At 36.7% G+C, this 11996-nt stretch carries 12 protein-coding genes; 7 read left to right on the forward strand and 5 right to left on the reverse strand.

Annotation, left to right across the window (positions count from 1 at the left end):
- A partial coding sequence (locus VIH09_RS06325) for a T9SS type A sorting domain-containing protein (protein ID WP_331579022.1) occupies positions 1 to 511 on the forward strand: 511 nt, incomplete at its 5' end.
- Positions 512 to 578: 67 nt separating this feature from the next.
- Here the strand turns inward: VIH09_RS06325 and VIH09_RS06330 are convergent.
- On the reverse strand, positions 579 to 1154 hold the full coding sequence (locus VIH09_RS06330; RefSeq protein ID WP_331579024.1) for a DUF1543 domain-containing protein: 576 nt from the start codon (positions 1152 to 1154) through the stop codon (positions 579 to 581).
- Between the two features lie 87 nt (positions 1155 to 1241).
- On the opposite strand from VIH09_RS06330, the gene VIH09_RS06335 reads away from it, so the two are divergent.
- Together VIH09_RS06335 and VIH09_RS06340 are read left to right on the forward strand one after the other, a co-directional pair.
- Positions 1242 to 1742 (forward strand): hypothetical protein, encoded by a 501-nt coding sequence (locus VIH09_RS06335; protein ID WP_331579026.1) that lies wholly within the window; start codon positions 1242 to 1244, stop codon positions 1740 to 1742.
- Between the two features lie 155 nt (positions 1743 to 1897).
- On the forward strand, positions 1898 to 2425 hold the full coding sequence (locus tag VIH09_RS06340; protein ID WP_331579028.1) for a hypothetical protein: 528 nt from the start codon (positions 1898 to 1900) through the stop codon (positions 2423 to 2425).
- Between the two features lie 80 nt (positions 2426 to 2505).
- Here the strand turns inward: VIH09_RS06340 and VIH09_RS06345 are convergent, their stop codons facing one another.
- A complete protein-coding gene (locus VIH09_RS06345; protein WP_331579030.1) occupies positions 2506 to 3465 on the reverse strand; it encodes a TerC family protein in 960 nt (319 codons plus the stop codon).
- Positions 3466 to 3755: 290 nt separating this feature from the next.
- Here VIH09_RS06345 and VIH09_RS06350 point away from each other — a divergent pair, with 290 nt between their 5' ends.
- Positions 3756 to 5945: a glutamine synthetase III gene (locus tag VIH09_RS06350; protein WP_331579032.1), complete on the forward strand. Its 2190-nt coding sequence runs from the start codon at positions 3756 to 3758 to the stop codon at positions 5943 to 5945.
- Between the two features lie 110 nt (positions 5946 to 6055).
- Here VIH09_RS06350 and VIH09_RS06355 read toward each other — a convergent pair whose 3' ends face one another.
- Together VIH09_RS06355 and VIH09_RS06360 are read right to left on the reverse strand one after the other, a co-directional pair.
- Positions 6056 to 6424, reverse strand: a complete 369-nt coding sequence (locus VIH09_RS06355; protein ID WP_331579034.1) for a VOC family protein — start codon at positions 6422 to 6424, stop codon at positions 6056 to 6058.
- 128 nt (positions 6425 to 6552) lie between these two features.
- Positions 6553 to 6834, reverse strand: a complete 282-nt coding sequence (locus VIH09_RS06360) for a DUF4242 domain-containing protein (protein WP_331579036.1) — start codon at positions 6832 to 6834, stop codon at positions 6553 to 6555.
- Between the two features lie 389 nt (positions 6835 to 7223).
- On the opposite strand from VIH09_RS06360, the gene VIH09_RS06365 reads away from it, so the two are divergent.
- The 3 genes from VIH09_RS06365 to VIH09_RS06375 all read left to right on the forward strand — a co-directional run bounded on the left by VIH09_RS06365 (position 7224) and on the right by VIH09_RS06375 (position 9575).
- Positions 7224 to 8402, forward strand: a complete 1179-nt coding sequence (locus VIH09_RS06365) for an AIR synthase related protein (RefSeq protein WP_331579038.1) — start codon at positions 7224 to 7226, stop codon at positions 8400 to 8402.
- Positions 8403 to 8508: 106 nt separating this feature from the next.
- Positions 8509 to 8868, forward strand: a complete 360-nt coding sequence (locus tag VIH09_RS06370; RefSeq protein WP_331579040.1) for a hypothetical protein — start codon at positions 8509 to 8511, stop codon at positions 8866 to 8868.
- Positions 8869 to 8978: 110 nt separating this feature from the next.
- A complete protein-coding gene (locus VIH09_RS06375; RefSeq protein WP_331579042.1) occupies positions 8979 to 9575 on the forward strand; it encodes a GNAT family protein in 597 nt (198 codons plus the stop codon).
- On the opposite strand, the gene VIH09_RS06380 is transcribed toward VIH09_RS06375, so the two are convergent.
- Positions 9570 to 11756 (reverse strand): PAS domain S-box protein, encoded by a 2187-nt coding sequence (locus VIH09_RS06380; protein ID WP_331579044.1) that lies wholly within the window; start codon positions 11754 to 11756, stop codon positions 9570 to 9572. The genes VIH09_RS06375 and VIH09_RS06380 overlap by 6 nt on opposite strands.
- Positions 11757 to 11996: the final 240 nt, after the last annotated feature.

Genomic DNA, 11996 nt, shown 5'->3' on the forward strand with positions numbered 1-11996 from the left:
TATTTTTATAATTGATCGCACAGCACCCGTGATCGATTGCAATAATGGCGACCCTATTGCTTCCGACGATTCAGGAACCGTTTACCTCTATCAAAATGGAACTACCTATACCGCAATGGATGCAAGTGGGAATACTAGCAGAATAACATGTGAGGAGAATGAATCTGGAAAAAATACACCAATAAAACAATTGGAGCAAATAAATACAGATTCCAAAACAAATGTTGCTCCAACTGCAGCAAAAATAGAATTCGCTGGTTTTGAAGCGCATCCTGTTCCATTCAAGGATCAATTGACAATCAAATACAAATTTGACTACAAATCTGATGTGAAAATTGAGGTGTTCAATGCACAGGGTATTTCCGTACTTTCAAAAGAGGATACCAATGGTTATTTTGACAAAGAAATTTCACTGGACCTTAAATCAAATCGAGGAGGAGAACAGGTATATATTGTGAAAGTGACCACCGATAGAGGTAGTAGCACTAAAAAAGTATTGTCTTCCAAATAATTTTAAACCAATTTAAACTAAAAAGCATCCGCAAAAACGGATGCTTTTTTTATTTTGAGCGTTAATATCAATCAACAATTTTACTCAATTTCAAATACCCAATATGTAAAACATCTTCTTGTAAAACATGCTCCGGTTTGGTGATTTTTATCACATATTGCTCTTTAAATTGGCTATCCAATATATCGGTTACCTTATAAATATCGTCCACATCGATCCCATATTTGTCGTCGATATGTGATGCGCCTGCTCCCTTGAAACCGCAATGTTTGTAGAAAGCGCTCTTTTTGGCTTTTTTGGATGCTAATCCCATGCTCCCGGCAACGGTCAGGATTTTGTAGTGGTACTCTTCAAATTCATTTTCCTTATAACCGCCCAAGTTGATAAAGAACAAATGATCTGAATTGGTATTTTCAACAGCTGCTTTGGCTACAATTTCAATCGAAAAATTATCGACTACGGAAACTTCCCGCCAGGCATCGATATGGATTTTTCCTTTGGCCTCTGGCCAAAAAGATTTCATTTTCGGAATCATTTCCTTCAAGGAGGAACCAATTCCAAAAAAAATATCATGTTGCTCAGTATGTCTGCCAGCTGGCGTGCAGCCTAGCATGACCATAAATAGTTTTAGCTTTTTTTTCATATTGTGATGCTGCATTAATTATTGAAAATAAACTTTGGCATAGTTCATGAATATAAGGAATCAAAGAAACATATAAAAATTATAATCATGAAAAAAATAATTACACTTTTTGCCATTGCAGGACTGTTTGTTTTGCAAAGCTGCACAACATCTGCTAGTTTTGAGATTGAGCCTATTGCAAGAAATGAAGTTTTTGAAGTTACCACTTCGTTCAATTCAAATAACAATTACAGTAGATTGGTGACTTTTAACCCGCCTATTTATTCGTCAGATTTAGTATTGGTCTATCGATTGTCTGGTTCAAATTCTCAAGGTGATGTATGGGAGTTATTGCCCGAAACCTATTATTTTAGCAACGGAGCACTTGATTTTGGTTATAAATTTGATTACACCAATAGAGATGTCGACATTTATATGGTGGGTAGTGATTTACAATCCGTGACTGCTGAATTTAGGTTGAATCAGGTTTTGCGAATTGTGATTGTACCGGCAAGTTATGCCAAAACAGTAAACAAAGAGAGCTATTCCGATGTGATTACGGCCTTGAACTTAAAAGACAGTCAAATTCAGAAAACTGAACTTAAATAATGAAATCTCTTAAAAAAGGGAATCGAAAGGGTTCCTTTTTTTTGTAACTTTATGAATAGCTGATTGATTATAGAACAATTTTTATTGAAATAGTTTTAATGCAATTAATGAGTTGAAAAATTAGTAAAAAACAACCTTTTAAAAAAAAATACGTTATGAAAAAGATTAGTACATTTTTGGCAGTTATCGGAATGATTGTGATTTCAAGTTGTGAAGGACCACAAGGCCCTCCGGGATTTGATGGATTAGACGGGCAAGATGGTTTAATAGCAGAGGTGTTTGAACTTAAAAATGTAGACTTGGAATTTGTCACATTTGATGAATATTCTATTTTTCAGACATTGACCCCCCAAATATTTGCTTCCGATGTGATATTGATTTACAGAATGACCGGAACTATTGATGCAAACACACCCATTTGGAGACTTATCCCAAATGCCGTTTCCCCAGCGCCACCGCAAGGGACTGTAAATTATGACTTTGATTTCAGTAAAGAAGATTTTACGATTTATGTGAGAGGTACGTATGATCTGAGCTTAACGCCGCAGTATATAGACAATCAAACCTTTCGTATTGTTATCGTTCCGGGAGACTTTTCAGCTTCGATAAACAAAAATAATTATGCTGAGGTTATGGCGGCTTTGAACATTAAGGAAAGCCAAATTCAGAGCATTAATTTTTAAGGAATTATAAGTAAATAAAAAAAGGAACCCAAAGGTTCCTTTTTTTATGATATAAATCCAATGCGATTTTTTTCAAGTCTCTAAATATCTTTCTTCGTGTTTTCAAGTTTACTCATCCGCAATGAAACCACGATTCCTGCCAAGAGCGATAACGCGATAACGGCTAGTGATAGCCATTCCGGAATCTCCACAATTTCATGAAGCAGCATTTTGAGTCCCACGAAACTCAGTATGGCAATCAGACTGAACTCTAAATAGCTGAATTTTTCCAGCATGTTGGCTAAGAAAAAATACATCGATCGCAATCCCAATATGGCAAAAATATTAGAGCTGAACACTAAAAAAGGATCGCTTGTTATGGCTAAAATTGCGGGCACGCTGTCAATGGCAAAAACGACATCCATTACCTCTATTACCACAAGCGCCACAAAAAGAGGGGTTGCTGCAGTGATATGGCGTCTTTTTACGAAAAAATGTTCCTTATCGATATGATTTGAGATTGGCATCAGCTTTTTAAGGCTTTTGTAAACAAACGATTTTTTAGGTTCGAATTTTTCATCACCATTAGTAAACAACATTTTCATTGCCGTAAAAATCAAGAAGAAACCGAAAAGGTACGTTGCCCAGAAAAATTTATGGATGAGCAGCACACCAAAAAAGATCATCAAGCCCCTGAAAATGATTGCCCCCAGAATGCCCCAAAACAAAACCCGATGCTGATATTTTTGCGGAATTTTAAATGCCGAAAAAATGATTGCGATAACAAATATATTATCAACACTTAAAGATAATTCTATTAGATATCCCGTAATGAATTTTATCGATGCCGCTATGGGTTTCAGCCCATCCGGATTCGAAATGTAGTTATTGTCATAAACCCAATATATCACGCCAGAAAACAAGAAAGATAGTGTTATCCAGATAGTAGTCCATTTCGAGGCTTCTTTTGTACTGATGATATGAGGCGTTTTATTGAAAACTCCCAGATCCAGAGCTAGAATAATTAAAATGACAATAAAGAATGAAATCCAGACAATCATAAATCGAGTTTTTAAAAGTTCGACAAAGATACTTTTTGATTGTTATCCTCCACATTTTTTTGAATAAAGTTGGGTTTTTAGTCAAATGGGGTTCTTAATTTATCGAAATGGGAAAATTGAAAAAATAGATGCCTAAAATTAGCATCTTGATATTATAGAAGGATATTATTGTGAATTTGATTATTTTTAGAACGTTACCCATAAATAATAGAGGTAAAATTTCATAAAAGTAATAATTGGTATATATTTGCACCAAAATAATAGGGGTTTAATCTATAAAATAAGTTTTTATGTCAACAATACGTTTTCAAGCTTTGAGAGAAGCATCAACCAGAAAGCCAGTTAAATTTGAAGAAACCGGTAGAAAATCGATTCTTTTCGGATCAAATGTGTTTAATGATAAAGCAATGAAGCAATATTTGACTTCTGATGCTTTTAAAGGAGTACAAGGCGCTGTTCAACATGGGACTAAAATAGATAGAAAACTAGCGGATTATATCGCAATGGGTATGAAAGAATGGGCCCTTTCTAAAGGTGTGACACATTATACCCACTGGTTTCAACCACTTACGGGAGCAACTGCAGAAAAACATGATGCTTTCTTTGAAACATCTTATGACGGTAGTGACCCAGTTGAGAAGTTTGGCGGAGCGCAATTGGTTCAACAAGAGCCGGATGCGTCTAGTTTCCCAAATGGTGGAATCAGAAATACATTTGAAGCAAGAGGGTACACTGCATGGGATCCCACATCTCCGGCATTTATTTTTGGAACTACTTTATGTATCCCGACAGTTTTTATTTCCTACACCGGCGAAGCTTTAGATTACAAAACTCCTTTATTGAGAGCTTTACAAGTAATGGATGAAGCGGCTACGGAAGTGTGTAAATATTTTGATAAGAATGTAAAGAAAGTGACTGCAACCCTAGGCTGGGAGCAAGAATATTTCTTGATCGATAGAGCATTGGCTTATTCTCGTCCAGATCTTATGATGACCGGAAGGACATTGTTAGGTCACACTTCTGCCAAAGGACAACAATTGGACGATCATTATTTTGGTTCTATTCCTACTCGTGCTTTAACGTATATGAGAGATCTGGAACAAGAATGTATGTTACTTGGAATACCGGTAAAAACGCGTCACAATGAGGTAGCTCCAAATCAATTTGAGTTGGCACCTATTTTTGAAGAAACAAATTTAGCGGTAGATCACAACTGTTTGTTGATGGATGTGATGGAAAAAGTGGCGGAACGTCATGACTTGAAAGTATTGTTCCATGAAAAGCCTTTCAAAGGCGTAAACGGTTCAGGGAAGCACAATAACTGGTCATTGGCGACAGATACGGGGGTTAACTTATTGAGTCCTAGTAAAACACCAATGAGCAACTTGCAATTTTTGACTTTCTTTATCAATACAATTAAAGCGGTAAATGATAATGAAGCATTGTTAAGAGGAGCCATTGCAACAGCAGGTAATGACCATAGACTTGGGGCAAATGAAGCGCCACCAGCAATCATCTCAGTATTTATCGGGGAACAATTGACTAAAGTTTTGGCCGAACTTGAAGGCGTTACCGCAGGTAAATTGTCTCCGGAAGAAAAGACAGATCTAAAATTAAACGTGGTGGGTAAAATTCCGGATGTTCTTTTGGATAACACAGATAGAAACAGAACATCACCATTTGCCTTCACAGGAAATAAATTTGAGTTCAGAGCTGTAGGTTCTAATTCAAACTGTTCTAACTCAATGACTACTTTGAACGCTATAGTTGCAAAGCAATTAAGAGATTTTAAAGTTGAGGTTGATGCATTGATTGATGCTAAGGACATGAAGAAAGATGATGCTATCTTTAATGTGTTAAGAGAATACATCAAACATTCTAAAAAAATCCTTTTTGAAGGAGACGGTTACAGTGAAGCATGGGAAATAGAAGCGGCGAAAAGAGGCTTGAGCAACTTCAAAACGACTCCACAAGCATTGAAAGCAAGAGCTTCTAAACAAGCCTTAGATTTGTTTTCTGAATTGGGAATCATGAACCATATTGAGGTGGAAGCGCGTTATGAGATTGAATTGGAAGAGTACACTAAGAAAATTCAAATCGAAGGTAGAGTTTTAGGTGATATTTCAACAAATCACGTAATTCCTACTGCTATTCGTTACCAAAATACTTTGATTGAAAACGTAAAAGGATTGAAAGATATCTTCGGAGCTGATTTTGAAACCATCGCCAAAGAACAAATTATTTTGATCAAAGAAATTTCAGGACACATCGAAGGAATCAATTCCAAAGTTGTTGAGATGACTAACGAAAGAAAGAAAGCGAATGTTTTGACTGACGGTCAGGAAATGGCGGAAGCATATTGTGATAATGTAAAACCTTATTTCGAAATCATCCGCGAGCACTGCGATAAGCTGGAGCTTTTGGTTGACAATGAACTTTGGACATTAACTAAATACAGAGAATTGTTATTTACTAAATAATATCAATTATAGTTTTAATATAAAATGCCTATCTGTTTCAGATAGGCATTTTTTTTGATTTTTGTTTAGCCTGGAAACAAATGGTTTCCAAGTGATTCATATCTGTCGGGCTAATTCATAGAATGAAATGCCACTTTGTTTCCTTCGGTGTCTGTGAACTGAGCCATAAAACCATTGGGACCTATCGAAGTTTTTGGCATAAGGACTTTACCGCCCGCTTTTTCGACCTTCGCTAGTGGAATGCTCAAATCTTCACCACCGTTGAGGTATACTAAAGTGCCTTTATCTGACGGTTGGTATTCTTTGTTTTCCACAATACTGCCTCCAATACCATGTTCCATGTCCGCAGGGAAGAAAGCTGATTTCATGCCCATTGCCTCCATAGGTTGCATTTTTTCTCCTAAAACTGTTTCGTAAAAGGCTTTTGCCCTATCTAAATTTTTTACTGGAATTTCAAACCAATTAACTGCATTTTTCATCTTAATTATTTTTTAAAGTTATAAAATTGAATTTGTTTTTTTATTTAGGGCTTTGTCAATATATTTCCACATGGAATTTTAAAACAGTTTATTTTACTGAATTATTTATTTAATTATTGCAATTTGGGCTAGATAGTTTCTTCGGCAGTAGTTGGGTCGATAGTCGCAAACACCTGACTCACTGAATTCGCAGGGAATCCGCCTAATTTGGCGTGTTCGCGGACCATTTGCTCGTTAGGGGCAATGTAGGTGCAGTAGATTTTGTCCTCGGTAACCTGGCTGTTAACCCACTGGATTTGTGGTCCCATTTTACCCAATACTCCGCAGGAAGTCTGTGCGATTGTTTTCAATTGTTCGGCGTTCAGTTTACCGGCACCGGGAATCTCTCTTTCAATTACGTATTTAGGCATAATATTGTATGTTTTTGTTTCCTACTCCTATGGCTTTTCGGTATGGCCCCGTTTTTTTGAGTGGTTGCTGGATTCCACTTTTTATGATTTATTCCAAGAATAATATTTGTCAGACATACAAATCTGCTATTTTATTTGAAATTTGTTGAAAAACCCATTTGAAAATATAAAAATAAATCGTCTAAATTATCAGTTGTTATTCTTTTAAAAAAGAATTTAAAACGCTAATTTTTAAGACGTTATAGTAAATTTAATGAAATAAAATGATATTTTAAAGAGATCTGGTACATTTAACTAAACAACCGAATGGGCAAGGCAAAACCCAAAAAAATATTTATCTTTGCCCGCACAACCTGGTTGCCTAAAAACAACTTACACAACTACACTACATGAGTTCAGATACTAGTAAACGATATGCGCAACGCGGTGTTTCGGCATCCAAAGAAGACGTGCATAACGCCATAAAAAACATCGATAAAGGATTGTTTCCTCAGGCCTTTTGCAAAATAGTCCCTGATTATTTAACACAGGACGAAGACTACTGCCTAATCATGCACGCTGACGGAGCGGGAACTAAATCTTCTTTAGCTTATATGTACTGGAAAGAAACGGGAGATATTTCTGTTTGGAAAGGGATTGCACAAGATGCTTTGATCATGAATATTGACGATTTGTTGTGTGTAGGCGCAACCGATAATATTTTGCTTTCTTCGACAATCGGAAGGAACAAAAATTTGATTACTGGGGAAGTTTTATCAGCTATCATAAATGGAACTGAGGAGCTAATCAAAGAACTCGATTCTTTTGGCGTGACCATTCATTCAACTGGCGGGGAAACTGCTGATGTGGGTGATATCGTTCGTACCATTATTGTAGATTCCACCGTAACGGCTCGTATGGAACGTTCTAAAGTGATCAATAATGCCAACATTAAGGCGGGTGACGTAATAGTAGGTTTGGCCTCTTTTGGTCAGGCAACTTACGAGAAAAGCTATAACGGAGGAATGGGAAGTAACGGGCTTACGTCTGCTCGTCATGATGTTTTTGGGAAATATTTGGCCACTAAATACCCTGAGAGCTACGATGCTGCCGTTCCTGAAGAATTGATTTATTCGGGACAGGTAAAATTGACGGATCCCGTAGAAAATTCCCCGATCGATGCGGGACAGTTGGTGCTTTCGCCAACCAGAACTTATGCGCCGATTATCAAGAAAATTTTAGACAAATATTCATCTGATGACATTCATGGAATGGTGCATTGTAGTGGAGGAGCACAAACCAAGATTTTGCATTTTGTGGAAAACCTACATATCATAAAGGACAATTTATTTCCGGTGCCGCCTTTGTTTCAATTGATCCAAGAGCAGTCTAAAACGGATTGGAAAGAAATGTACCAAGTTTTCAATTGCGGTCACCGTATGGAAATTTACGTTCCTGAAGAAGTTGCAAATGACATCATTGCCATTTCAAAATCATTCAACGTCGATGCACAAATCGTGGGTAGAGTGGAAGCGGCCGATAACAAGAAACTAACCATCAGCAGCGAATACGGAACTTTTGAATATTAATATTGGCTGATTTACCCGAAGCTAATCCCGCTCTCCGCTCTATCTTTATGTTCCTAAAGAAAGAACATAAAGGATGCCGCTGCTATCGGGGCTAAAAAATAAACGTATGTACGAATTAGTATTTTGGAAATATCTGGAAGGAATTTATCTGAACCATCATGAGGTTTATGAGATAATTTCGGAAGAACAAGCGGATATTGAAGGTCTGGAAGAACTTCCTGTTCAAGTCATCTTGAATAGAATCGCTTCTATGTTCTCAAAATGGGAAAAAGTAGACGAATCCAGTTGGAAAAATAACAGCGGAGTAGGTGCTTTTCATATAAGAACGACTCCGCAAAGCGTAAAAATAGACTGCTACGGTACCGAAGGGAAAACAATGGACACAATAGTAAATATTATGGAAGAGTTCAAATGTCCTCTGTATGACCCGCAAGTCCCTGAACGTTACGACGAAATGAGCGAATAATTTTTTATTTGATTCAAAAAAATAGAATAGAGCATTAAGTTTATTAGGTAGTTTCGCTTAATTTCTTGATGCTTTTTTAGTTTGTAAATCCAATTCATAAATAGTCGAGAATGAATTTCAATTTTAACCAGAATATAGTCCTTGAAGACGAGCATGTTTTGCTTCCACCACTACAAGAGACGGATGCCGACAATCTATTGGAGATTTCCCTCAATGAGCCAGAAACCTGGGAGTATTCTTTGGTGCAAGCCAATGGAAAGGAAAACCTGATCAACTATATTCAATTGGCTGTTAAAGCCAGGGAAAATAAAACGCAATTCCCGTTTATTGTCTTCGATAAAAAAAGTGGAAAGTTTGCGGGAAGCAGCCGTTTCTACGACATTAATTTGGATTTTAAAACGTTGCAATTAGGCTTTACATGGTATGGGAAACAGTTTCGAGGAACGGGTTTAAACAAACACTGCAAATTTTTGATGTTGCAATTTGCCTTCGAAGAATTGGGCATGGAGCGCGTTGAATTTAGGGCTGACAACAAAAATGTTCGCAGTATCGCTGCTATGATAAGCATCGGTTGTAAAGAAGAAGGCATTTTGAGAAATCACATGCCCACTTTTGATAGTGACATTCGAAGGGATACAATCATTTTAAGCATACTCAAGCGAGAATGGTTCGATGACGTTAAGGATAATTTGATCAAGAGGCTATAAAGATTTTTTATCTGTTTCTGTAGGATGGTCTTCCTGTTTTTTTTCGTCTTCCACCTTAAAACCGATCAATTGTCTGTATTTTGATTCAGTCTCTTTTAATTCTTCTTCCAGTTTTTTGTAAAGACTGATATCTTTGATGGTGACCACCGCCGCCACCACATTGTTGTCTTGATCGACCAATGGCCTTCCGCTGATAAGCACCCTTTTCTTTTCTCGTTTTTCTGGATCCCAAAGAATTAAATCTATATCATTTGTCACTTCGCCGTTTAATGCTCTCTCCATAGGTAGATTTTGGGAAGGGAATATTGTTTTTTCATCCGGAAAGTAGATCTCGAAATGATTGGTCAGAGAAGTGGATATTTTGTCGTCCTCATAGACGCCCAGAATTTCGTTTGCCATATAGTTGGCAAGAATTATTTCCTTATCGGCGTTGGCAACAATGACCGCTTCGCCTATATTCTCAACAATCAGTCGTAATTTTTGCTCATTTTCATACAGGTCGTTTATTATTGTTTTTTCCTCTTCTTCCAGTCTGACGTTTTCAGTGATGTCCCGTGCTGCAGAATACAAAATATTTTTTTTGACATCAATATTGACATTCCAATCGAGCCATTTGTATGTTCCGTCTTTGGATATTACGCGATCTTTAAAATTAACCATCGGGTTTTCCTTTGAAAGTGAGGCCAGGATTTGATTTACAGTGTTTTTGTCATCGGGATGGACCAAAGCCATAAATTTTATTTTCGAAATATCTTTTTGGCTGTATCCAAGTGTTTTTGTAAATGAAGGATTAATTTTAATGAAATTATCACCTTCAGTAACTGTAAGTATATCAAACGCCATTCTAAAAAACTGGTCTGCCATTTTTAAGGAGGCTTCACTCTCCACCAATTTTGTGATATCGCGCGCCGCCGCATACATAGTTCCTGTTCGAATATCAAAAGTACTTGTCCAATCAAGCCATTTGTAGGAGCCGTCCTTGGTATGTGTACGGGCTCTATAACTTAAAATAGAATTTTTATTTTGCGCTTTTTTAATATCGTCAATGGTAGCCCTTTTGTCTTCAGGATGAGTCAATGATAAAAAGGGTTTATTCTTTAGGTCATTTTGATCGTACCCAAGAGTTCTTGTGAAAGCGGGATTAATTTTGACAAAGTATCCGTCCCTGGCAACTACAAAAATATCATAGGATATATTAAAAAAAGTGTCGGCAACAATTAATGAGTTTTCAATTTCTTTTTGCGCAGTAACGTCATGGGCAACGGCATATAATAATCCGGTTGTGAGATCGGGGGAAGCGGACCATAAGAGCCATTTTATGGATTTGTCTTTGCAAACCCAGCGGTTTTCAAATTGTACTGTTGAAATACCTGTTTTAAGTTTCTCAATCTCCTTTTGTGTGATTGCCTTGTCTTCTGGATGTACATAATTTAGAAATGGTTGATTTAGTAATTCCTCGTCCGAATAACCTAATGTTTTACTGAGGGAAGGGTTGATTTTTATAAATTTATCACTTAAGGCAATAACCATAATGTCTAGGGACATATTGAAAAACTTGTCGGCGGCTTTTAAGGAATCTTCCATCTTTTTCCTCTCGGTAATATCTGTTGAAATACCGCCTATGGCATAAACTCTTCCATTCGCATCATAAAGAGGGAATTTCACCGCAATATAGGTATGCTTGCCATCTTCTTGCTCTATGCTCTCTTCCGTTTTTAGTTCCCTGAGTTTTTTTACGACTTCAATATCGGAGTTTCTGTAGGCATCAGCTACTTTTTCAGGCAGAAAATCATGATCCGTTTTTCCCAATATTTCTTCATTTGAGATTTTAAACAAATCGCCAAATTGCCTGTTGGTCAGTAAATATTCCCCATTCAATTTTTTTATGAAGATGGGGTTGGAGGTGTTATCAATAATAGACTGCAGCAATTGCCTATTTTCGTAAAGTAAATCTTGAGAAATTTTCCTGGCATGCAATTGGGATCGAATGATAAAGTAAACGATGACCAATAAAATGATCGAAAGGGCAAATAATGAAACTTCTATCCAATCTAATGTGGTGTCCATCGTGATGTCTCTTTGCCTGTTCAGTCTGGCAATAAAAATCCATCCGGAAGCAATAACAACTAAAACATTGATTATAAATCCTAAAAATATTTTTTTTTCAAAAGAAATTTTCATGACGTTATTGTTTAAGCTCAATTTATGAATCAAGATATTCTGGGGTCGTCTATCTATATGAAAGTTAGTGAATTATATTCAAATGGTTAATATTCTGAGATGAAATATCACGCAAAAGCAGAAATTAAATATCGTTGTTTTACATCGTGGATAAATTCTAAATCTGCGGCTGTACAATTGAAAATTTAACCATTTATATTTAGTTTCAGATTGCTATTTACATTTGTACCGTCCATTTGT

This window comes from Flavobacterium sp., assembly GCF_036515215.1.
Taxonomy (GTDB): domain Bacteria; phylum Bacteroidota; class Bacteroidia; order Flavobacteriales; family Flavobacteriaceae; genus Flavobacterium.

Bases quoted from the DNA above. Each gene is read 5' to 3' on its own strand.
- VIH09_RS06340 (WP_331579028.1), top strand. From the start codon at position 1,898: ATGAAAAAGATTAGTACATTTTTGGCAGTTATCGGAATGATTGTGATT.
- VIH09_RS06330 (WP_331579024.1), bottom strand. From the start codon at position 1,154: ATGAAAAAAAAGCTAAAACTATTTATGGTCATGCTAGGCTGCACGCCA.
- VIH09_RS06345 (WP_331579030.1), bottom strand. From the start codon at position 3,465: ATGATTGTCTGGATTTCATTCTTTATTGTCATTTTAATTATTCTAGCT.
- VIH09_RS06360 (WP_331579036.1), bottom strand. From the start codon at position 6,834: ATGCCTAAATACGTAATTGAAAGAGAGATTCCCGGTGCCGGTAAACTG.
- VIH09_RS06335 (WP_331579026.1), top strand. From the start codon at position 1,242: ATGAAAAAAATAATTACACTTTTTGCCATTGCAGGACTGTTTGTTTTG.
- VIH09_RS06355 (WP_331579034.1), bottom strand. From the start codon at position 6,424: ATGAAAAATGCAGTTAATTGGTTTGAAATTCCAGTAAAAAATTTAGAT.
- VIH09_RS06380 (WP_331579044.1), bottom strand. From the start codon at position 11,756: ATGAAAATTTCTTTTGAAAAAAAAATATTTTTAGGATTTATAATCAAT.
- VIH09_RS06375 (WP_331579042.1), top strand. From the start codon at position 8,979: ATGAATTTCAATTTTAACCAGAATATAGTCCTTGAAGACGAGCATGTT.
- VIH09_RS06350 (WP_331579032.1), top strand. From the start codon at position 3,756: ATGTCAACAATACGTTTTCAAGCTTTGAGAGAAGCATCAACCAGAAAG.
- VIH09_RS06365 (WP_331579038.1), top strand. From the start codon at position 7,224: ATGAGTTCAGATACTAGTAAACGATATGCGCAACGCGGTGTTTCGGCA.
- VIH09_RS06370 (WP_331579040.1), top strand. From the start codon at position 8,509: ATGTACGAATTAGTATTTTGGAAATATCTGGAAGGAATTTATCTGAAC.